The sequence below is a fragment of the Microbacterium sp. H1-D42 genome (assembly GCF_022637555.1).
GTDB lineage: Bacteria > Actinomycetota > Actinomycetes > Actinomycetales > Microbacteriaceae > Microbacterium.
In genome coordinates, this window is sequence record NZ_CP093342.1 from 1,060,384 (window position 1) to 1,081,202 (window position 20,819).

At 67.8% G+C, this 20,819-nt stretch carries 18 protein-coding genes; 13 read left to right on the plus strand and 5 right to left on the minus strand.

Annotated features, from left to right (window positions below; all coding sequences use genetic code 11):
- Positions 1–4: 4 nt before the first annotated feature.
- Genes hutH through MNR00_RS05080 form a run of 4 tightly spaced genes read left to right on the plus strand, consistent with a single transcriptional unit; the run spans position 5 to position 5,079 of the window.
- Positions 5–1,546, plus strand: a complete 1,542-nt coding sequence (gene hutH / locus MNR00_RS05065; protein ID WP_241928079.1) for a histidine ammonia-lyase — start codon at positions 5–7, stop codon at positions 1,544–1,546.
- On the plus strand, positions 1,539–3,206 hold the full coding sequence (hutU, locus tag MNR00_RS05070; protein ID WP_241928080.1) for a urocanate hydratase: 1,668 nt from the start codon (positions 1,539–1,541) through the stop codon (positions 3,204–3,206). The genes hutH and hutU overlap by 8 nt, the downstream gene beginning before the upstream one ends.
- A 12-nt stretch (positions 3,207–3,218) precedes the next feature.
- Positions 3,219–4,391, plus strand: coding sequence for an imidazolonepropionase (gene hutI, locus MNR00_RS05075; protein ID WP_241928081.1), 1,173 nt, complete (start codon positions 3,219–3,221; stop codon positions 4,389–4,391).
- Between the two features lie 43 nt (positions 4,392–4,434).
- On the plus strand, positions 4,435–5,079 hold the full coding sequence (locus MNR00_RS05080; protein ID WP_241928082.1) for an SDR family oxidoreductase: 645 nt from the start codon (positions 4,435–4,437) through the stop codon (positions 5,077–5,079).
- Between the two features lie 16 nt (positions 5,080–5,095).
- Here the strand turns inward: MNR00_RS05080 and MNR00_RS05085 are convergent, their stop codons facing one another.
- Entirely contained in the window at positions 5,096–6,010 is a 915-nt protein-coding gene (locus tag MNR00_RS05085; protein WP_241928083.1) for an agmatinase family protein, read from the minus strand.
- 1 nt (position 6,011) lies between these two features.
- The gene (locus tag MNR00_RS05090; RefSeq protein WP_241928084.1) at positions 6,012–7,289 is read right to left on the minus strand and encodes a DUF445 family protein; all 1,278 of its coding nucleotides are present in this window, start codon (positions 7,287–7,289) and stop codon (positions 6,012–6,014) included.
- Positions 7,290–7,357: 68 nt separating this feature from the next.
- Here MNR00_RS05090 and MNR00_RS05095 point away from each other — a divergent pair, with 68 nt between their 5' ends.
- The 6 genes from MNR00_RS05095 (at position 7,358) to MNR00_RS05120 (ending at position 13,565) form a co-directional block, all read left to right on the plus strand.
- Positions 7,358–7,630: a metal-sensitive transcriptional regulator gene (locus MNR00_RS05095; RefSeq protein WP_241928085.1), complete on the plus strand. Its 273-nt coding sequence runs from the start codon at positions 7,358–7,360 to the stop codon at positions 7,628–7,630.
- Between the two features lie 134 nt (positions 7,631–7,764).
- Positions 7,765–8,925: an ABC transporter ATP-binding protein gene (locus MNR00_RS05100; protein WP_241928086.1), complete on the plus strand. Its 1,161-nt coding sequence runs from the start codon at positions 7,765–7,767 to the stop codon at positions 8,923–8,925.
- Between the two features lie 64 nt (positions 8,926–8,989).
- Complete coding sequence (locus MNR00_RS05105; RefSeq protein ID WP_241928087.1) at positions 8,990–10,171, plus strand: spermidine/putrescine ABC transporter substrate-binding protein; 1,182 nt, start codon at positions 8,990–8,992, stop codon at positions 10,169–10,171.
- On the plus strand, positions 10,164–11,048 hold the full coding sequence (locus MNR00_RS05110; RefSeq protein WP_241928088.1) for an ABC transporter permease: 885 nt from the start codon (positions 10,164–10,166) through the stop codon (positions 11,046–11,048). Before MNR00_RS05105 ends, MNR00_RS05110 begins: the two co-directional genes overlap by 8 nt.
- Positions 11,045–11,908 (plus strand): ABC transporter permease, encoded by an 864-nt coding sequence (locus tag MNR00_RS05115; RefSeq protein WP_241928089.1) that lies wholly within the window; start codon positions 11,045–11,047, stop codon positions 11,906–11,908. Before MNR00_RS05110 ends, MNR00_RS05115 begins: the two co-directional genes overlap by 4 nt.
- A 1-nt stretch (position 11,909) precedes the next feature.
- A complete protein-coding gene (locus tag MNR00_RS05120; RefSeq protein ID WP_241928760.1) occupies positions 11,910–13,565 on the plus strand; it encodes an amidohydrolase in 1,656 nt (551 codons plus the stop codon).
- Between the two features lie 79 nt (positions 13,566–13,644).
- Here the strand turns inward: MNR00_RS05120 and MNR00_RS05125 are convergent, their stop codons facing one another.
- From MNR00_RS05125 to MNR00_RS05135, 3 genes are all read right to left on the minus strand, one after another.
- The gene (locus MNR00_RS05125; RefSeq protein ID WP_241928090.1) at positions 13,645–15,015 is read right to left on the minus strand and encodes an aspartate aminotransferase family protein; all 1,371 of its coding nucleotides are present in this window, start codon (positions 15,013–15,015) and stop codon (positions 13,645–13,647) included.
- Positions 15,016–15,111: 96 nt separating this feature from the next.
- Positions 15,112–16,287, minus strand: coding sequence for an acyl-CoA dehydrogenase family protein (locus MNR00_RS05130; protein ID WP_241928091.1), 1,176 nt, complete (start codon positions 16,285–16,287; stop codon positions 15,112–15,114).
- Between the two features lie 54 nt (positions 16,288–16,341).
- On the minus strand, positions 16,342–17,550 hold the full coding sequence (locus tag MNR00_RS05135; protein WP_241928092.1) for an MFS transporter: 1,209 nt from the start codon (positions 17,548–17,550) through the stop codon (positions 16,342–16,344).
- A gap of 421 nt (positions 17,551–17,971) precedes the next feature.
- Between MNR00_RS05135 and nrdH the strand changes: the two genes are divergently transcribed.
- The 3 genes from nrdH to nrdE are packed head-to-tail and all read left to right on the plus strand — an operon-like array spanning position 17,972 to position 20,803.
- The gene (nrdH, locus tag MNR00_RS05140) at positions 17,972–18,205 is read left to right on the plus strand and encodes a glutaredoxin-like protein NrdH (protein ID WP_241928093.1); all 234 of its coding nucleotides are present in this window, start codon (positions 17,972–17,974) and stop codon (positions 18,203–18,205) included.
- 22 nt (positions 18,206–18,227) lie between these two features.
- On the plus strand, positions 18,228–18,662 hold the full coding sequence (gene nrdI / locus MNR00_RS05145) for a class Ib ribonucleoside-diphosphate reductase assembly flavoprotein NrdI (RefSeq protein WP_241928094.1): 435 nt from the start codon (positions 18,228–18,230) through the stop codon (positions 18,660–18,662).
- Positions 18,644–20,803, plus strand: a complete 2,160-nt coding sequence (gene nrdE, locus MNR00_RS05150) for a class 1b ribonucleoside-diphosphate reductase subunit alpha (protein ID WP_241928095.1) — start codon at positions 18,644–18,646, stop codon at positions 20,801–20,803. The genes nrdI and nrdE overlap by 19 nt, the downstream gene beginning before the upstream one ends.
- Positions 20,804–20,819 lie beyond the last annotated feature (16 nt).

Below are 20,819 nucleotides of genomic sequence, written 5' to 3' on the forward strand. Positions count from 1 at the left end.
GATCATGCAGTCATCTTCTTCCGTGCTCATCGGCGATCGTCCTCTGACTCCTGCTGAGGTCGTCGCTGTCGCCAGACACGGCGTCGCCGTCGAGATCAGCGCCGGCGCCCGAGACCGTGTCGCCGCGGCGCGCGCGGTGATCGACGGCCGCGCGGCCGCCCCGAACCCGCACTACGGCGTTTCCACCGGGTTCGGCGCGCTGGCCACGACCTTCATCGCGCAAGAGCGGCGGCGCCAGCTGCAGGTCAGCCTGATCCGGTCCCACGCGGCCGGCACGGGCGCCGAGATCGAGAATGAGGTGGTGCGCGCGCTGCAGCTGCTGCGCCTGCAGACGCTCGCCTCCGGCCACACCGGCGTGCGCCCGGTGGTCGTCGACTGCTATGCGGCCATGCTCAACGCCGGCATCACCCCGATCGTTCGCGAGTACGGCTCACTCGGCTGCTCCGGAGACCTCGCGCCCCTGGCCCACGTCGCCCTGGCGGCGATGGGGGAGGGAGACGTGCACGACAGCTCCGGCGCGCTGGTGCCGGCTGCGGACGCCCTCGCCGCAGCATCCATCACCCCGCTCGTGCTCGTCGAGAAGGAGGGCCTCGCCCTCATCAACGGCACGGACGGAATGCTCGGGATGCTGCTGCTCGCGCTGCACGACCTCGAGACGCTCGTGAGCACGGCCGACCTCTCCGCCGCGATGTCGATCGAATCGCAGCTCGGCACGGATGCGGTCTTCGCCGCCGACCTCATGGCGCTGCGTCCGCAGCTCGGACAGGCAGCATCCGCCGCGAACCTGCGCGCCTTCCTCGGCGACTCTCCCATGGTGCACAGCCACAAGGGGCCTGAGGACGGCCGTGTGCAGGACGCCTACTCGCTGCGCTGCTCGCCGCAGGTGCACGGCGCGGTGCGCGACACGATGTCGCACGCCGCGCTGATCGCCGAGCGCGAGCTGGCCTCCGTCGTCGACAACCCCGTCGTCACCAGCGACGGACGCATCGAGTCCAACGGCAACTTCCACGGCGCACCCATCGCCGCCGTACTGGACTTTCTGGCGATCTCCGTCGCCGACCTGGCATCCGTCTCCGAGCGGCGCACCGACCGCGCGCTCGACCCGGCACGCAGCCACGGCCTTCCGCCGTTCCTCGCTCATGAGGTCGGCGTCGATTCCGGCCTGATGATCGCGCAGTACGCGGCCGCCGGCATCGTCTCGGAGCTCAAGCGCCTCGCCGTACCGGCATCGGTCGACTCCATTCCGTCCTCGGCGATGCAGGAGGACCACGTGTCGATGGGCTGGGCAGGCGCCCGCAAGCTGCGCCGCGCGATCGACGGGCTCACCCGCGTGCTCGCCATCGAGATCCTCACCGGCGCCCGTGCCCTCGACCTGCGCGCCCCGCTGCAGGCAGGACCCGCGACCGGCGCCGTCCGAGACCTCGTCCGCACCGTGGCTGCCGGCCCCGGACCCGACCACTTCCTCTCACCCGACATGGAGGCCGTCACCGAGCTCGTGCGCTCGGGTGCTGTCCTCCGCACTGCGAAGGAGCATGCGAATGTCTGAGCCCACCCTCCACGACCCGACACGCAAGGTCCGCGCCGCACGCGGCAATGAGCGCACCGCGAAGAGCTGGGGCGCCGAGGCTGCCAAGCGGATGCTGATGAACAACCTCGACGCCGAGGTCGCCGAGCACCCCGAGGACCTCGTCGTCTACGGCGGCACCGGCCGCGCGGCGCGCAGCTGGGAGGCGTACGACGCGATCGTGCGCACGCTCGACGAGCTCGAGCCGGACGAGACGCTGCTCGTGCAGTCCGGCAAGCCGGTCGGGGTGTTCCGCACCCACGAGTGGGCACCGCGGGTGCTGATCGCCAACTCCAACCTCGTCGGCGACTGGGCCACCTGGCCCGAGTTCCGCCGGCTGGAGTCGCTCGGCCTGATGATGTACGGCCAGATGACCGCGGGCTCCTGGATCTACATCGGCACGCAGGGCATTCTGCAGGGCACCTACGAGACCTTCGCCGCTGTCGCCCGCTCGCTCGGCCGGGACTCGCTGAAGGGCACGCTGACGCTCACCGGCGGTGCCGGCGGCATGGGTGGCGCACAGCCCCTCGCCGTCACGCTCAACGACGGCGTCGTGCTGATCGTCGACGTCGACGAGTCGCGTCTGGCGCGTCGGGTCGAGCACGGGTACCTCGATGAGTACACCACCGATCTCGACGCCGCCATCGCGCGCGTCGTCACAGCCAAGCAGGCAGGCGTCGCGCTCTCGGTGGGCGTCGTGGGCAACGCCGCCGAGGTGTTCCCCGAGCTGCTGCAGCGCGGTGTGCCGATCGATGTCGTCACCGACCAGACCAGTGCTCACGACCCGCTCGCATACCTGCCGCTCGGCATCTCTGTCGAGGACTGGAAGACCGAGGTGGAGCGCGACCCCGAGGCGTTCACCATCCGCTCCCGGGAGTCGATGGCCGCCCACGTCGCAGCGATGGTGGCTTTCCAGGACGCCGGAGCTGCGGTCTTCGACTACGGCAACTCCATCCGCGCTGAAGCGCAGCTCGGCGGCTGCGACCGCGCCTTCGAGTTCCCCGGATTCGTGCCGGCATACATCCGTCCGCAGTTCGAGGAAGGACGCGGACCGTTCCGCTGGGCAGCCCTCTCCGGCGACCCGGAGGACATCTACGCCACCGACCGCGCCATCGCCGAGCTCTTCCCCGAGGACAAGGCCCTGCACCGCTGGCTGGAGAAGGCCGGCGAGAAGGTGCACTTCGAAGGTCTGCCCGCCCGCATCTGCTGGCTCGGATACAAGGAGCGCCACCTCGCAGGGCTCAAGTTCAACGAGATGGTGGCCTCAGGCGAGCTCAAGGCGCCGATCGTGATCGGCCGCGATCACCTCGACTCCGGCTCGGTCGCCTCGCCGTATCGCGAGACCGAGGCGATGAAGGACGGATCGGATGCCATCGCCGACTGGCCCCTGCTCAATGCGCTGCTGAACACCGCCTCCGGCGCGAGCTGGGTGTCACTGCACCATGGCGGCGGAGTGGGCATCGGACGCTCGATCCACGCGGGTCAGGTGACGGTCGCGGACGGCACCGAGCTCGCCGCCCAGAAGTTGGAGCGGGTGCTGACGAACGATCCGGGCACCGGCGTCATGCGCCACGTGGATGCCGGGTACGAGCACGCCAAGGAGATCGCCCGCGAGCGCGGTCTGAACATCCCGATGCTCTGAGAGGATGCCCGTATGCGAACGCTGATCACGAACATCGGTGAGCTGACCACCAACGACCCGTCGTCCGCGGACCCGACCGGTGCCCTGCACGACGCGGCGGTGCTGATCGACCATGGCCGGATCGAGTGGGCAGGCGAAGCGGATGACGTGCCGACCGACGCCGAGGGATACCAAGAGGTGGATGCCGGGGGCAGAGCCGTCATCCCCGGATTCGTCGACAGCCACAGCCACATCGTGTTCGGCGGTGACAGGGCTGAGGAGTTCGAGGCCCGCATGGCGGGGCAGAAGTATGCCGCCGGAGGCATCCGATCCACCGTCGCCGCCACGCGGGCAGCATCCGACGACGAGCTGCGCGCGCGCGTGCGCGGATTCCTCGGCGAGATGCTCGCGCAGGGCACCACGACGGTGGAGATCAAGAGCGGGTACGGGCTCGACGTCGACACCGAGGCGCGCCTGGTCCGACTGGCCGCAGAGGTGACCGAAGAGGTCACGTACCTCGGCGCCCATGTCGTGCCGATCGAGTACGCCGACCGCAGCGACGAGTACGTCGACCTGGTGGTCGGCGAGATGCTCGACGCGTGCGCGCCGCACAGCAAGTGGATCGACGTGTTCTGCGAGACCGGTGCATTCACCGTGCCGCAGGCGCGGCGGGTGCTCGAGGCCGGCATCGCCCGTGGGCTGCAGCCCCGCGTGCACGCCAGTCAGCTGGGCCCAGGAGACGGGGTGCAGCTCGCGATCGAGCTCGGCGCCGCATCCGTCGATCACGGCACCTACCTGACCGACGCCGATGTCACAGCCCTCGCAGCATCCGACACCGTGCTCACACTGCTGCCCGGCGTGGAGTTCTCCACCCGCCAGCCGTATCCGGATGCGCGCCGTCTGATCGACGCCGGCATCACGGTCGCGCTGGCGTGCGACACGAATCCCGGCTCGAGCTTCACCTCGTCGATGTCGTTCTGCATCGCGGTCGCCGTGCGGGAGATGGGCATGACGACGGCCGAGGCGATCTGGGCAGCGACCGCGGGAGGCGCCAGCGCGCTGCGACGCGACGACATCGGCGTGATCGCGCCAGGCAAGCGGGCGGACATCGTGCTGCTCGATGCGCCGACCAGGGTGCATCTGGCCTACCGGCCCGGCGTTCCGCTGGTCAAGCACGTCTGGAAGGACGGCGCGCAGGTGCGCTGACCGGACGGCCCCGCGCGATCCGGACGAGGGTAGCGTGGGAGGCATGGCTCGAATCCTCATCGTCGGCGGCCACGGCAAGGTCGCACTTCTGCTCGCCCCGATCCTGGTCTCACAAGGTGATGAGGTCACCTCGGTGATCCGCAATCCCGCGCACGCCGACACGGTGCGGGCGACCGGCGCGACGCCGGTCGTGTTCGACATCGAACACGGTGACCGCGAAGCGATCGCGGCTGTGATCGCCGGTCAAGATGCGGTGGTGTGGTCCGCGGGTGCTGGCGGCGGTGACCCGGCACGCACCACGGCCGTCGATCTCGAGGCCGCCGTGCGCTCGATGGACGCGGCAGCGGATGCCGGCGTGCGACGGTACGTCATGGTGTCGTACTTCGACGCGTCACCCGACCACGGCATCGACCCCGCGAACTCGTTCTATGCGTACGCCGAGGCGAAGGCGGCCGCCGATGAGCACCTGCGGGCATCCGAGCTGGCGTGGACGGTGCTCGGCCCGAGCCGGCTGACGCTGGATCCGCCCACCGGCCTCATCGACACGACAGCGGAGACTTCAGGCGAGGTGTCGCGTGCGAACGTCGCCCAGGTGATCGCGGCTGCCGTGCACGACGACACGACGATCGGCCGCACGATCCGGTTCAACGACGGCACCGTCCCGATCGCCGACGCGATCCGAGGCTGAGGACTTCAGCGGTCCGTCAGCTCGCGACCAGGCCCGCCAGCAGCTCGAGCACGCACAGTGCGGCGAGGCGCACGGTGCGGCCGTCCGGTGCGTCGACCGTGGCATCCACCTCGGCGAGGTCGGCGCTGACGACGCGGGCATCCGACGCGACGCCGCGGGTGAGCGCCCGCAGTTCCCATGCGGCCAATCCGCCCGGCACGCTCGCCGGGCAGCCGGGGGCGACCGAGCGATCGCACACGTCCACGTCGATGTCGAGATGGATCCGGGAATCCGATCCCGCTCCCGCGATCTCGAGCGCTTCGGCCGTCACATCGTCGATGCCGCGACGGCGCAGTTCGTCGAGCGTGATGACGCGGATGCCCCAGTCGGCTGCGCGCTGCGCGTAGAACGCCGAGTTCGCGAAGTCGGCGATGCCGATCTGCACGATGTGCCGCGGATCGATGCGCTGCTCCGCAGGGCCGTCCTCGACGAGCCGGCGCACCGGGGTGCCGTTGGAGACGCCGTCGCGCAGATCGAAGTGCGCATCGAAGGTGATCAGGCCGGTCGCTGCCGCGCCGCGTGCGACGGAGTAGGTGAGGGAGTTGTCTCCGCCCAGCGCGATCACGCGGCGGGTGGATGCTGACAGCTCCGCCACCCTGGCGACGGTGCGCTCGGTGCCCTCGTCGCCGTCCGGGTCTTCGACGTCGCCGGCGTCGGCGATCCGCAGCGCCTCGCCCAGATCGACCGGCGGGGGACCCATCAGTGTGGGGCTGAATCGGGCGAGCGCCTCGCGCACTGCGGCCGGCGTCGCGTGCGCGCCGGTCGGGGAGAGCGAGGTGCGCCAGACCGGCACGCCGAGCAGCGCAGCGTCGACGCGACTTCCGTCGAATGCGGGCCAGCCGCCGGCGCGCGGCCAGGACGGATCGTGTGCCAGTTTCGCAGCGGCGGCCATGTCAGACTCCTGGGATCAGAGCGTGCGCGATGGTGAAGATCGCCACGCCGGCGAGGGCACCGACGACGGTGCCGTTCAGACGGATGTACTGCAGGTCACGGCCGACCATGAGCTCGATCTTCTCGGTGGTCTCGGCTGGATCCCAGCGCTCCACCGTATCGGTGATGATCGAGGCGATGTCGTGCCGGTAGCGGTCGACGAGGAAGACAGCGGCCTCGGTCACCCAGCCGTCCACTCGGGCCTGCAGGGCAGCATCCGATGTCAGCCGCTGCCCGATCTCGGCAAGCGCACTCGTGGCGCGCGTGCGCAGGCCGCTCTGCGGGTCGGCGAGGGACGACAGCAGCCCGGCCTTCGCCGTGTTCCACGCCTGGGCGGCGAGTTCGCCGACACGAGGACTGTCGAACAGGTTCGCCTTCGCACCCTCCAGACGGGCGCGCATCGCGGGGTCGTGCTGCAGGCCGTCGGCGAGGCGATGCAGGTATCCGTCGAGGGCGATCCGCGCCGGGTGGCGAGGGTCGGTCTGCACAGCCCGTACGAACTTCACCGCCTCGCTGTACGCCGTCTCGTCGACGAAGCGATGCGCCAGACGCGGCACCCAGCCGGGCAGGCGCCTCGAGATGAGCCCGTGGAAGGCCGCGGCGTTGTTGTCGAGCCAGTTGCCGATGCTGTCCACGGCCAGGTCCACCGCACCGCGATGCGCATCGGCTTGCACGATCTTCTCCAGCCAGGCACCTGCCGGCGGGCCCCATTCGGGGTCCACGAGATGCTCGCGGGCGAGATCGGCGATCAGATCGCGCACATCGTCATCGCTGAGCGCGCGCAGCACGGCGGCGGCGATCGTGGAGCCCTCGGCGGCGACGCGCCCGGCGTGCGCAGGCTGGGCGAGCCACTCGCCGAGTCGCCTGGCGACGGCCGTGTTCGACAGCTTCTCGCGCACGACATCGGCCGAGAGGAAATTGGTCTCGACGAACTCGCCGAGCGTGCGGCCGATCTCGTCCTTGCGGTTGGGGATGATCGCGGTGTGCGGGATGGGCAGACCGAGCGGTCTGCGGAAGAGCGCGGTGACGGCGAACCAGTCGGCCAGGGCGCCGACCATGCCGCCCTCGGCCGCGGCCCGCACGTAGTCGAGCCAGGGATAGCGGGCTTGCAGCGCGAAGGAGATCACGAACAGCACCGCCATGAACAGCAGCGCGCCCAGCGCCACCGCCTTCATACGTCGCAGTCCGCGCAGACGCTCCTGGTCGGCTGCAGAGAGCAGTGCCATCGGTGTGCGCGTCATGTCGTCATCCTTTCACGGCTGTTCCCGTTTCACGGCCGTACAGGGGCTGCGCCGACTACGCTCGGAGTGTGATCGAAGACATCAAGAAGCGCGCCATGCACCGCACCAGCATCCTCGAGGGGCAGCTGCGCGGCGTCGCGCGGATGATCGAGAGCGAGGAGTACTGCATGGACATCATCACGCAGTCCCGGGCCATTCAGCGCTCCCTGGAATCCCTGAATCGGCTGCTGCTCGAGAATCACCTGCGCACGCACGTCACGCACATGTTCGAAGAGGGCGGTGACCAGCGGGATCAGGCCGTCGGCGAGCTGCTGAAGGCGTTCGATTTCGATCGGAAGTAGTTCATATCCGTAGTCAAGTATCAATTTGACAACGGATATCGTCGCGTCACTGGCCGTATTCTTCGTTTTTCGCTGTACCTCCGCCTGAACCTGTGGTTGACTGACTGCACGTCAGATCTCACCGTGGAGGTTCCATGACCGATTCCGCTCTCGCGGCGCCCGCATCCGAAACCGGCAACCCGACCGGTGGTGTGGAGATCGCCGGTGTCACCAAGCGCTACGGCGACGCCGTCGCCGTCGATGACCTCACCCTTTCGGTGCAGCCTGGCGAGTTCCTCTCGCTGCTCGGACCGTCCGGCTGCGGCAAGACGACCACGCTGCGCATGATCGCCGGGTTCGAGCATCCCGACAGCGGTGACATCAGCATCTCCGGTCGCAGCGTGCTCGGCCTGCCTCCCCACAAGCGCGAGGTGAACACCGTCTTCCAGGCGTACGCACTGTTCCCGCACATGACGGTCGCCGAGAACGTCGCGTACGGGCTGCAGCAGCGCCGCGTGCCCAAGGCCGAGCAGCGGGAACGCGTCGCCGCCGCCCTCGACATGGTGCAGCTGCGCAAGTTCGCCAACCGCAAGCCGACCATGCTCTCCGGCGGTCAGCAGCAGCGCATCGCGCTGTCGCGCGCGCTGATCAACCGGCCGAGCGTCCTGCTGCTCGACGAGCCGCTAGCAGCCCTCGACCGCCAGCTGCGTGAAGAGATGCAGGTCGAGCTGAAGCTGCTGCAGGCGCGCCTCGGCACGACGTTCGTCTTCGTCACCCACGACCAGGGCGAAGCGCTGTCGATGAGCGACCGGATCGCCGTCATGCGCGCCGGACGCATCGAGCAGCTCGATGCCCCGGAGCGGATCTACGCCGCCCCCGCCTCCGCCTATGTCGCCTCGTTCATCGGGCAGCAGAACTTCCTGCAGGGCACGGTCACCGCAGATGGCGATGCCATCGACACCGAGCTCGGCGTGATCGCCGGCGGATGGGGCGCGGATGCCGTCCCCGCCGGCGGTGCGGCCGTCGCCGCGATCCGTCCCGAGTTCATCCGCCTCGAGGCCGCCGGTTCCGCCGGCACCGGAGTGGATGCCCGAGTGCTGAGCGTCTCGTACCTCGGCGAGACGCTGCAGGTCGTGGTAGGCGCGGGCAGCCAGACCCTGCTGGTGCGCACACCGGCGCCCAGCGCTCCGAACGTGGCGGTGGACGACGACGTGCGATGCGTCTGGTCCCCCTCAGCCGTTCGCCTCTTCGCCGCAGACGGCGCGCCCCTGGCATCCACCCACGTCATCACCCTGCCCGACAGCGTCCGGGCCTGACCCGCCCTCGACCCGCACGCGAATACCCGAGAAGCACCTACCGAAGCACGAAGGAGTGCCCATCATGAACGACAGCACCAGCATCCGAATCCTGGCCGACGCCTCTGTCGCGCCCCTCGTCCGCCGCCACCTCTCGCGTCGCGGCTTCCTCGGCGTCGTCGCGGCGCTGGGCGCCGCCGGCGTGCTCACCGCCTGCTCGCCTGGTGGCGGCTCGGCACCTGCCCCGCAGGCCACAGGCGGCGACCTCGAGAAGGAGCTGTCGGTCTACAGCTGGGGCGACTACGACGCCCCAGAGGTCGTCAAGGCATTCTCCGACGATTCCGGCGTGAAGGTCATCATGGACACCTTCGCCTCGAATGAGGAGATGATCGCCAAACTGGTCGCGGCCAAGGGCACCAGCGGCTACGACCTCGTCGTGCCGACCGGGGTGTTCATCCCGCAGATGATCGAGAACGGGCTGCTGAGCAAGATCAACCTCGATCTCATCCCGAACATCAAGTACATGGACCCGGCATTCCTCGGTCGTGCCTGGGACCCGAAGAACGAGTACTCGATCTGCAAGGCCTGGGGCACCACCGGATTCGTCTACGACAAGACCGTCATCACCCGCGAGCTCAAGACCTGGAGCGACTTCATCGACGCGGCGCAGAACGAGGCATCCGGCAAGACCTCCGTGCTCGATGACCCGGCACCGCTCGGCGGCATCTACTACTGGGCCAACGGCATCGACTGGAACACCACCGATCCCGACGATCTCGATGCCTGCGAGAACTTCCTGGTGAACGACCTCGCGCCGCACATCTCGGCCTTCGACTCGTACCCGGGCGGTGCGGCCATCCCGCAGGCCTCGCACGCGCTGATGCAGGTGTGGAACGGTGACGCCCGCATCGGCATCCAGGAGTCGCCGGACCCCGACCGCTGGCAGTGGGTGCTCGGTGCGCCCGACACCGAGCTGTGGATGGACAACTGGGCACTGGCGGTCGGCGCGCCGCACCCCGAGGCCGCGCACGCGTTCCTGAACTTCATCCTCACCCCTGACAACCAGCTCGCCCAGGTCGACTACATCGGATACGACACCGGCGCCAAGGACATCCGCGCCGCTGCAGAGGACGCGGAGCTCGAAATGCTCGACATGGTGTTCTTCACTCCTGAGCAGATCGCCACCATGCACGAGGGCAAGGTCACCGAGGCGCAGGGTCGCATCGTGGAGATGTGGAACAAGACGAAGGCCGCAGCAGGTGCGTAGCCCCCGCTTCGGGCTGGCCGTGCCCGCGTGGGTGTGGCTCGCCATCTTCTTCATCGCCCCGATCGGGATGGTCGTGTGGTTCAGCTTCGGTTACAAACCGGGCATCTTCGGCACCCACGCGAACGACGTGCTCTCGCTCGACCGCTACGCCGAGGCGATGTCGCCGACGTTCTTCGCGACCTTCCAGAACACCCTTTGGGTCGGCGTGCTCGGCACGCTGCTGTGCCTGGTGATCGGTGCGCCGGTCGCGTACTGGATGGCCGTGAAGGCGCCGCCGTCACGGCGCGGTCTGCTGCTGGCACTGGTCATGGTGCCGTTCTGGACGAACTTCCTGGTGCGCACCCTCGGCTGGCAGGTGATCCTCTCGCCCGACGGCTGGCTGTCGTCTGGTCTGCAGGCGATCGGGCTGCTGGACGGTCCGATCGACATCCTCTACACCCGCGGTGCCGTGCTGATCGGCGTCGTCTACAACTACCTGCCGCTGATGATCCTGCCGCTGTACGTCGCGTTCGATCGCGTGGGCACACCGCTGCGCGAGGCGAGCAAGGACCTCGGCGCCAGCTCGGTCAGGACCTTCCTTCGGGTCACCGTTCCCCTGGCGCAGCCTGGCATCATCGCCGGCGTCCTGCTGGTGTTCATTCCGCTGATGGGCGACTACATCACCGCGACCGTCCTCGGCGGCGCGCAGGGCAACATGATCGGCCAGCTCGTGGCCAGCCAGTTCGGCACCGCGCAGAACTGGGCGCTTGGTTCGGCCATGGCCGTGATGCTCATCCTCATCATCATGCTGACGATCGTGGTCGCGGCCGCGATCCTGTGGCTGATCTCGCTGCCGTTCCGCAACCGCAATCGTCTTGTACTGGAGAAGGCATCATGAGCGACGCACGCGTCCGCCGCCGCGGCCCCGGCGCCGGGAACACCGTCCTCACGATCTGGTCGGTGCTGGTGTTCGCGTTCCTGTTCCTGCCGATCGTGGTGATCATCTTCGCGTCGTTCAACTCGGGTCGACTGCTGGTGGCCTGGGAGAGCTTCAGCCTGGCGCCGTTCGCCGCGATCGTCGAGAAGCCCGTCGTGCGCGAGGCCGTGCTGGTCTCGCTGCGCACCGGCCTGATCGCCGCGCTGTTCGCGTCGCTGGTGGGAACGCTCGCCGGCGTCGCCATGGCGCGCCGCCCCGGCAAATGGGTGTGGTGGTTCCTCGGACTCCTGCTGCTGGTCTCGGTGACCCCCGAGATCGTCGACGCGGTCGCGCTGCTGCCGTGGCTGGTCTTCCTCGGTCAGGACCTCGGGATGTCGATCTTCAACGACGGCACGGTGCGGCTCGTGATCGGCCATTCGCTGTTCTCGGTGGCGATCGTCTCGTACATCGTGCGAGCCAGACTGGTCGGGCTGGATGCCCGGCTGGAAGAGGCCTCGGCCGACCTGTTCGCCCCGCCGCTGCGCACGTTCCTGAAGGTGACGCTGCCGCTGGCGATGCCGGCGGTACTGGCCGGCTTCCTGCTGTCGTTCACGCTCAGCCTCGACAACACGGTCGTCTCGGCGTTCGTGCAGGTGTCTGGAACGACCCCATGGCCGGTGTACGTGCTCAGCTCGCTGCGCAGCGGCCTGCGGCCCGAGATCGCGGCCGTCTCGACGATCATGCTGCTGCTCACCCTGGCATCCCTGGCGCTGGTGGCGTACGTCCTCAAGCGCGCCGGCGACTCCGCCTCGGAGATTGCCCGCACGATGGCAGGTGGGTGAGTTGGCGTCCGCGGATCTCGTCTTCACCGGCGGCTCATACGGCGGCCGGGTGTTCCTCTCGGACGCCAGTCGGGGTCGGGCCGACGCCGTCGCCGTCTCCGGCGGACGCATCGTCGCCGTCGGAGCGGATGCTGCCGAGCTGATCGGACCGGCGACCTCGGTCGTGGATCTCGACGGCCGGATGCTGCTGCCCGGCTTTCAGGATGCGCACGTGCATCCGCTCTGGGGCGGCCTTGACCTGCTGCGCTGCGATCTGTCCGACCTGTCGACCGCCGCGCAGTATCTCGAGCGCATCCGCGACTACGCGGTCGCACACCCCGCAGACGAGTGGCTGCTCGGCGGCGGATGGCAGATGTCGGCCTTTCCCGGGGGCACTCCGACGGCGGAGGCGCTGGATTCCGTCGTGCCCGACCGGCCTGCCTTCCTGCCCAACCGCGACGGTCACGGCGCCTGGGTGAACAGCAGGGCACTCGAGCTCGCCGGCATCACCCGCGACACCCCGGATCCTGCGGACGGGCGCATCGAGCGCGACGCCGATGGCAACCCCAGTGGCACGCTGCACGAGGGCGCGATGACGCTCGTGAACCGGCTGCTGCCGACCGAGCCGCACGAGCGGCTGCGCGAAGCACTCGCCGTCGGGCAGCGCCACCTGCACTCGTTCGGCATCACCGCGTGGCAGGACGCCATCGTCGGCACGCAGTACAGCGACGCCGGCGACCCGCTGCCGGTGTATCTGGCCGCGGCCGCCGCCGGGGAGCTGACCGGACGAGTGGTCGGGTCGCTGTGGTGGGATCGCACCCGCGGGCTCGAGCAGATCGACGACCTCGTCGCGCTGCGCGAGACCGGGCGGGTGGGCCGCTTCGCGGCGACGAGCATCAAGATCATGCAGGATGGCGTGGCCGAGAACTTCACGGCATCCATGCTCGAGCCGTACTGCGACGGCCACGGGCATCCGACTGAGAATGCGGGCATCTCGTTCGTCCCTCTGGAGATCTTGAACGAGGCCGCCGCGCGGTTGGACGCGCTGGGCTTCACGCTGCACTTCCACGCCATCGGCGACCGCGCCGTGCGGGAGTGCCTCGACGCGGTCGAGACGGCTCTGCGGCGCAATGGCCCTCGCGGCAACCCGCACCACATCTCGCACATCCAGGTGGTCCACCCCGACGATGTGCCGCGGTTCCGCCGGCTCGGCGTCACCGCGAACATGCAGATGCTGTGGGCGACGCTCGAGCCGCAGATGGTCGACCTCACCCTGCCGTTCCTGGGGGATGAGCGCTCGAGTTGGCAGTACCCGTTCGGCGACCTGTTGCGCGCAGGTGCCGCGCTCGCCGCAGGCAGCGATTGGTCGGTGTCGACGCCTGACCCGATGGCGGCGATTCACACCGCGGTGAACCGGCGCTCCGCGCCCTCGGAATGGGAGGGCGACTACCCGCCGTTCCTGCCCGAGCAGGCGATCGACCTCGGCACGGCGCTGCACGCGTACACCGCGGGGTCCGCGCGGGTGAACTCGCTGCCAGAGACCGGCACGATCCGCGTCGGGATGCTGGCCGACCTCGCCCTGCTCGACCGGGACCCGTTCGAGGGGCCGGCATCCGAGATCGGCGACACCAGGGTGCTCGGCACCTGGGTCGAGGGGGAGCAGGTCTACGAGGCCTGATCGCCGACACCCCGTGTAATCGCCGACACCCCGCGCTGCAGACGACTGCAGCGCGGGGTGTCGGCGGGATCCGGGGGTGTCAGAGGATCGTGGACGCCTCGGTCAGCACACCTCGCAAGATGCTGCCGATCTCGCGGAACTCCGACGCGCCGATGGTCAGCGGCGGCGCGAGCTGGATGACGGGATCTCCGCGGTCGTCGGCACGGCAGTAGAGTCCTGCGTCGTACAGCGCCTTCGACAGGAAACCGCGCAGCAGACGCTCGGACTCGTCGTCGTCGAAGGTCTCCTTGGTGGCTTTGTCCTTGACGAGTTCGATGCCAAAGAAGTAGCCGTCGCCGCGGACATCGCCGACGATCGGCAGGTCGAGCAGCGTCTCCAGCTCAGCGCGGAACAGCGGCGAGTTCTCGCGCACGTGCGCGTTCAGCCCCTCCTCCTCGAAGATGTCGAGGTTGGCGAGCGCCACGGCCGAGGAGACCGGATGCCCGCCGAAGGTGTACCCGTGCGGGAAGTAGGTCTGCCCCTTCGAGAACGGCTCGTAGATGCGGTCCGAGATGATCGTCGCGCCGATGGGGGAGTACCCGCTGGTCATGCCCTTGGCGCAGGTGATCATGTCGGGCACGTACCCGTACGCGTCGCACGCGAACATGTGGCCGATCCGCCCGAACGCGCAGATGACCTCGTCGGAGACCAGCAGTACGTCGTACCTGTCGCAGATCTCGCGCACGCGCTGGAAGTAGCCGGGAGGGGGCGGGAAGCATCCGCCGGAGTTCTGCACGGGCTCGAGGAAGACGGCGGCGACGGTGTCTGGTCCTTCGAACTGGATCATCTCCTCGATGCGGTTCGCCGCCCACAGCCCGAAGGTCTCAGGGTCGCTGGTGGGACCGTTCATCTCGGCTGCACGGTAGAAGTTCGTGTTCGGCACCCGGAACCCACCGGGGGTCAGGGGCTCGAACATCTCCTTCATCGCCGGGATGCCGGTGATCGCCAGCGCTCCCTGCGGGGTGCCGTGGTAGGCGACTGACCGGGAGATGACCTTGTGCTTGCCCGGCTTGCCCTGCAGCTTCCAGTAGTGCTTGGTGAGCTTGAAGGCCGTCTCGACCGCTTCGCCGCCACCGGTGCTGAAGAACACTCGATTCAGGTCACCGGGTGCGTAGTCGGCAAGTCGGTCGGCGAGCTCGATGGCGGCCGGGTGCGCGTAGGACCAGAGCGGGAAGAAGGCCAGCTCCTCGGCCTGCTTCGCGGCGGCCTCCGCCAGGCGACGGCGACCGTGACCGGCGTTGACGACGAACAGGCCCGCGAGCCCGTCGATGTACTTCTTGCCGTCGGAGTCCCAGATGTGGTGTCCCTCGCCCTTGACGATCACCGGCACTCCAGAGGACTCCATCGTCGACTGACGGGTGAAGTGCATCCAGAGGTGGTCCTTCGCTTTCTGCTGCAGATCCGCGTTCATATGTCGATATTGACACCGAACTTATTGTTCCGCAACAGAATTCGTAGGGATCCACGCGGGAACGCTACGGATTCAGCATCCGACCTGTCGCCGGCGTCAGCTCTCCAGGGGGCCGAGCCAGGCGCTCGCCGCCGTCGAGTGCGCCGATTCGGGGTCGGAGGGGTGGAACATGCCGGCCAGCACGTCGCGGTACAGACGCGAGAGTTCGTTCGAGGAGAAGTACGAGCCGCCGCCGGCGACGAGCATCGCATCATCGACAACCTGCTTCGCCATCACCACCGCGCGGTGCTTGACCCCCGACAGCAGCGTGAACCAGCGCGGGCCATGGTCGGCGAGCTCATCTACGTCGCGCGCGAGCATCGCGATCTGCGGCGGCAGGGCGTCGTAGGCGAGCGCCATGTCGGCGATGCGCCAGCGGATGTCTGGGTCCTGACTGTACGTCGTGCCGCTCTTCTTGGACTTGCGCTTCTGCGCTGTCGCCACCGCGAGCTCGAGGCCGCGGCGGGCGATGCCGGTATACACGGATGCCAGCAGCAGCTCGAAGACGCTGAAGATGCCGAACACGATCGGGTCGGGGTTGGGCCCTGGGTCGATGCGTCGGACGATGTGCTCGGGGCTTGCGACCGCGCCGTTCAGCCGGGTGGTGCGGCTCTGCGTGCCGCGCATGCCGAGCGTGTCCCAGTCGTCGCTGGTGACGACGGCATCAGTGCGATCGATGAATGCGAAGACGAGCTTCGGGGCATCCTCGCTGGTGGTGTCGAGGCCGTGCAGCCCGAGCTGCGTCCACACCGGCGCGAGCGAGGTGAAGATCTTGGTGCCGGTGAAGGCGTAGCCGCCGTCGGGCTGAGGGGCCGCGTCCGTGTCGCTGCCGAACAGCACCAGGTCGTTGCCACCCTCGCTGATCCCGAAGGCGAACACGTCTCCGGCCACTGCGCCGTCCTGCACGAACTCCAGCCCTGGCACGCCGCGGTCGCTGAACACCTTGGTGACGCCCGTCCAGACCAGGTGCATGTTGATCGAGAGGGCGGTGGCGGGGGATGCTGTCGCCAGGCGCTGCTGCAGGATGGCCGCCTGCTCGAGTCCGAGGCCGGCGCCGCCGCGCTCGGCGGGTACCAGGATCGACAGGTAGCCGGCTGCGCGCAGCTCGTCGAGGTCATCCTGCGGGAACGTGTTCTCCCGGTCGTGCACGGTCGCGCGCTCGCGGATCCGCTCGAGCAGGTCGTCGGGAAGGTGAACGGTGGGATCGAACTGGGTGGGATCGAGCTGTGGCATGTCGGCGCCTCCTGAGACCAGCGTATGGGTGGGTGAAGACGTCGGGTGGCCGATTCAGGGCATGGCGGTGGTGATGGGCTCGGTGTCGGGGTGCGGCGATGGGTCGCGATCGCGCAGGTCGGGGAACGCGCGGACGAACAGCACCGCGACGACGAGTCCGACGAAGGCGAACAGGGCGGCAGCCAGGTAGGCGCCGGTGGGGCCGCTCTGGTCGATGAGGATGCCGGCGATCGCCGAGCCGGCGGCCGCGCCGATCAGCTGGCCGGTGCCCGCCCAGCCGAACGCCTCGGCGGTCTCGCTGAATTTGACGCTGGCCGTGGTGATGGCGAACAGCACGGCGAGGGCGGGGGCGACGCCGATGCCGGCGAGCAGCAGGGTTCCGCCCAGCCAGAACATGTTCAGGGACACCATCGTCAGGCACAGGCCGACGGTGACGATGAGCATGCGACGCGCCATCGCCCACGGCCCGATCGGGATGTGGCCGAGGGCGAGGCCGCCGGCGAGGCTGCCGACCGAGAAGATCGCGAGCACGAACCCCGCCTCGAGCCCGTCGTGTCCGAACGTGGCGACCACGCCGACCTCGACGGCCGAGCAGGCACCGATCAGCAGGAAGCCGATGACCGTGGCTAGCATCACGGGCGGCTTGAGCACGACCCGACCGAAGGCCCGACGGCTGCGCGGGATGCGCACCCGCCCGACCTCGGGGGAGAGGATGAACCAGGCGCCGCCGCCGGCGAGGATCGCGGCGACCAGCAGCAGCCCCTGCACGGTGCCGACCTGGGTCGAGACGAACGTGATGACCACGGGGGCGACGATCCAGATGATCTCCTGCAGCGAGGCATCCAGAGAGAACAGCGGCGTGAGCTGGCCGGAGTTCACCAGCTTCGGGTAGATCGTGCGCACCGCCGACTGCACAGGCGGAGTGGACAGGCCGGCGACGAGGGCCAGGGTCATGTAGCCGGGAAGGGTCAGCGGCAGCAGCGCGAGACAGAGCACGGCGACCACGCACACCGAGAGGGTGAGGGTCAGCACCCGGCGCATGCCCCAGGCTCCCATCCAGCGACTCGTCACCGGACCGGCGATGGCCTGCCCGACCGATGCCGCGGCCAGCACGAGGCCCGCCGCACCGTATGAGCCGGTCTGCTGCTCGACATGCAGCAGGATCGCCAGACTCATCATCCCGTTGGGGAATCGCGCCACGAGCTGTGCCGCGATCATGCGCGCCACGCCTGGCGTGCGAAGAAGGTCCCGATATCCCGCCACCAGAAGAGGCTATCGGGTCGCGCGCGTGCGCGCGTGAGCGCGTGGAGTGGCGGTATCCGGGCATCCGATCTCGCTCTTCCGGAGCCGACGGATTCCGACACGCCGCGACACGCCGAGGGGCGTTCTCCACAGGAAATCCGATGTCGGTGGCCCGGTTTAGTGTGCTGCCTGTGGATGGATTCCGGAGGGGGCGCCGAAGCCGCGGGAATCCGCGGTTCGGGGGCTCTCGCGGGCCCCGTCGACCTGTGGAAGAAACGGTGGAGAAGCTGTGTTGAAACTGGGGAGGACGGTGGAAAACTACACGGATGTAACTACTAGCCCTTGTGGTCACCCCCAATGTCCGTCCCCATATGTAGTATTGGTACTCCCGGTGGGGGGTCTACCGGAGAACATCGGATCTGAGGGGAAATCAGTCGTCATCATGTCGATCACGGTCTACACAAAGCCTTCCTGCGTTCAGTGCAACGCCACCTATCGCGCCCTTGACGCGAAGGGCATCGAATACGAGATCCACGACCTGTCCGAGGACGCCACTGCACTCGAGCAGGTGAAGGCGCTCGGCTACATGTCAGCACCCGTCGTCGTGACCGACGAGGGACACTGGTCGGGCTTCCGCCCCGACAAGATCGACGAGCTCGCAGCTCGCCTCGCCTGAGCGCAGATGAAGCGGGTGGATCATGAGCGCGGTCGCCACCGAGGTGCCGCTGCTGGTGTACTTCTCGAGTATCTCGGGCAACACCGCACGGTTCATCGAGAAGCTTGATCTGCCCTCCCGACGCATCCCCCTGCACCGCTACGAGGAGCCGCTCGTCATCGACGAGCCGTTCGTCCTCGTCACCCCGACTTACGGGGGTGGTCAGGGGAGAGGCGAAGAGAAGGGCGCAGTGCCCAAGCAGGTCATCCGGTTCCTCAACGATGAGCGCAACCGGCGGAACATCCGCGGAGTGATCTCCGCGGGCAACACCAACTTCGGCGAGGCGTTCTGCCTGGCCGGCGAGGTCATCAGCCGTAAGTGCCGCGTGCCGCACTTGTATCGGTTCGAAGTATTCGGCACGCAGGACGATGTCGATCGCGTGAGCGACGGATTGGAACGATGGTGGAAGCTACAGTGACAGACGCAGTCGAGTTCAAGGTGAACGCCGCGTTCGAGGGCATGGACTATCACGCCCTCAACGCGATGCTGAACCTGTACGACGCGAACGGCAAGATCCAGTTCGACGCCGACAAGCGCGCGGCGCGGGAGTACTTCCTGCAACACGTGAACCAGAACACGGTGTTCTTCCACTCGCTCAAGGAGCGCCTGGACTACCTGGTCGAGAAGCAGTACTACGAGGGTGCCGTCCTCGACCAGTACTCGTTCGAGTTCATCGAGAAGCTCAACAACTTCGCCTACTCGAAGAAGTTCCGCTTCGAGACCTTCCTCGGCGCGTTCAAGTACTACACGAGCTACACGCTGAAGACGTTCGACGGCAAGCGCTACCTCGAGCGCTTCGAGGACCGCGTCGTGATGACCGCACTCGCGCTCGCCGAGGGCGACGAGCAGGTCGCCCTCGACCTCGTCGACGAGATCATCTCTGGCCGCTTCCAGCCGGCCACCCCCACCTTCCTCAACGCGGGCAAGGCACAGCGCGGCGAGCTCGTCAGCTGCTTCCTGCTGCGCATCGAGGACAACATGGAGTCGATCGCCCGTGGCATCAACTCCTCGCTGCAGCTCTCGAAGCGCGGCGGCGGCGTCGCGCTACTGCTCAGCAACATCCGCGAGTCGGGTGCGCCGATCAAGCAGATCGAGAACCAGTCCTCTGGCATCATCCCCGTGATGAAGCTTCTCGAAGACAGCTTCAGCTACGCCAACCAGCTCGGTGCTCGTCAGGGCGCCGGTGCCGTCTACCTCAACGCGCACCACCCCGACATCATGCGCTTCCTCGACACCAAGCGTGAGAACGCCGACGAGAAGATCCGCATCAAGACGCTCTCGCTCGGTGTCGTCGTCCCCGACATCACGTTCGACCTCGCGAAGAAGGGCGAGGACATGTACCTGTTCTCGCCGTACGACGTCGAGAAGGTCTACGGTGTGCCGTTCGGCGACATCTCGGTGACTGAGAAGTACCACGAGATGGTCGACGACTCGCGCATCAAGAAGACGAAGATCAACGCGCGCGAGTTCTTCCAGACCCTCGCCGAGATCCAGTTCGAGTCGGGATACCCGTACATCATGTTCGAGGACACGGTGAACAAGGCGAACCCGATCAAGGGCCGCATCAACATGTCCAACCTGTGCAGTGAGATCCTGCAGGTGAACACCCCGACGACGTACAACACCGACCTGTCGTACGACCAGATCGGCAAGGACATCTCGTGCAACCTCGGCTCGATGAACATCGCGCTGTCGATGGACTCGAACGACCTGGGCAAGACCGTCGAGACGGCGATCCGCGCGCTGACCGCAGTCAGCACGCAGAGCCACATCAACTCGGTCCGCTCGATCGAGGACGGCAACGACCGCACGCACGCCATCGGCCTCGGCCAGATGAACCTGCACGGCTACCTGGCTCGCGAGCACGTGTTCTACGGCTCGGAAGAGGGCATCGACTTCACGAACATCTACTTCTACACGGTGCTGTTCCACGCGCTGAAGGCGTCGAACAAGCTCGCCATCGAGCGCGGCGAGACGTTCGAGGGCTTCGAGGACTCGAAGTACGCGTCGGGGGAGTTCTTCGACAAGTACATCGAGCAGGCGTGGACGCCCGAGACCGAGAAGGTCAAGGAGCTCTTCGCCGGCCACAGCATCCCCACCCAGCAGGACTGGGTGGAGCTGAAGGGCAGCATCCAGCAGCACGGCATCTTCAACCAGAACCTGCAGGCGGTGCCGCCGACCGGGTCGATCTCGTACATCAACAACTCGACGTCGTCGATCCACCCGATCGCGTCGAAGGTCGAGATCCGCAAGGAAGGCAAGCTCGGGCGCGTCTACTACCCGGCGCCGTTCATGACGAACGACAACCTCGAGTACTACGAGGACGCGTACGAGATCGGCTACGAGAAGGTCATCGACACGTACGCCGCGGCAACGCAGCACGTCGACCAGGGCCTGTCGCTGACGCTGTTCTTCAAGGACACCGCCACCACGCGTGACATCAACCGCGCGCAGATCTACGCCTGGCGCAAGGGCATCAAGACGATCTACTACATCCGCCTGCGCCAGATGGCCCTCGAGGGGACCGACATGAGCGAGTGCGTCAGCTGCATGCTCTGATGCGCTGGCCTGAGTT

Coding starts and splice junctions, on each gene's coding strand:
- hutH (WP_241928079.1), top strand. CDS start 5: ATGCAGTCATCTTCTTCCGTGCTCATCGGCGATCGTCCTCTGACTCCT.
- hutU (WP_241928080.1), top strand. CDS start 1,539: ATGTCTGAGCCCACCCTCCACGACCCGACACGCAAGGTCCGCGCCGCA.
- hutI (WP_241928081.1), top strand. CDS start 3,219: ATGCGAACGCTGATCACGAACATCGGTGAGCTGACCACCAACGACCCG.
- MNR00_RS05080 (WP_241928082.1), top strand. CDS start 4,435: ATGGCTCGAATCCTCATCGTCGGCGGCCACGGCAAGGTCGCACTTCTG.
- MNR00_RS05085 (WP_241928083.1), bottom strand. CDS start 6,010: ATGGCCGCCGCTGCGAAACTGGCACACGATCCGTCCTGGCCGCGCGCC.
- MNR00_RS05090 (WP_241928084.1), bottom strand. CDS start 7,289: ATGACGCGCACACCGATGGCACTGCTCTCTGCAGCCGACCAGGAGCGT.
- MNR00_RS05100 (WP_241928086.1), top strand. CDS start 7,765: ATGACCGATTCCGCTCTCGCGGCGCCCGCATCCGAAACCGGCAACCCG.
- MNR00_RS05105 (WP_241928087.1), top strand. CDS start 8,990: ATGAACGACAGCACCAGCATCCGAATCCTGGCCGACGCCTCTGTCGCG.
- MNR00_RS05115 (WP_241928089.1), top strand. CDS start 11,045: ATGAGCGACGCACGCGTCCGCCGCCGCGGCCCCGGCGCCGGGAACACC.
- MNR00_RS05125 (WP_241928090.1), bottom strand. CDS start 15,015: ATGAACGCGGATCTGCAGCAGAAAGCGAAGGACCACCTCTGGATGCAC.
- MNR00_RS05130 (WP_241928091.1), bottom strand. CDS start 16,287: ATGCCACAGCTCGATCCCACCCAGTTCGATCCCACCGTTCACCTTCCC.
- nrdH (WP_241928093.1), top strand. CDS start 17,972: ATGTCGATCACGGTCTACACAAAGCCTTCCTGCGTTCAGTGCAACGCC.
- nrdI (WP_241928094.1), top strand. CDS start 18,228: ATGAGCGCGGTCGCCACCGAGGTGCCGCTGCTGGTGTACTTCTCGAGT.
- nrdE (WP_241928095.1), top strand. CDS start 18,644: ATGGTGGAAGCTACAGTGACAGACGCAGTCGAGTTCAAGGTGAACGCC.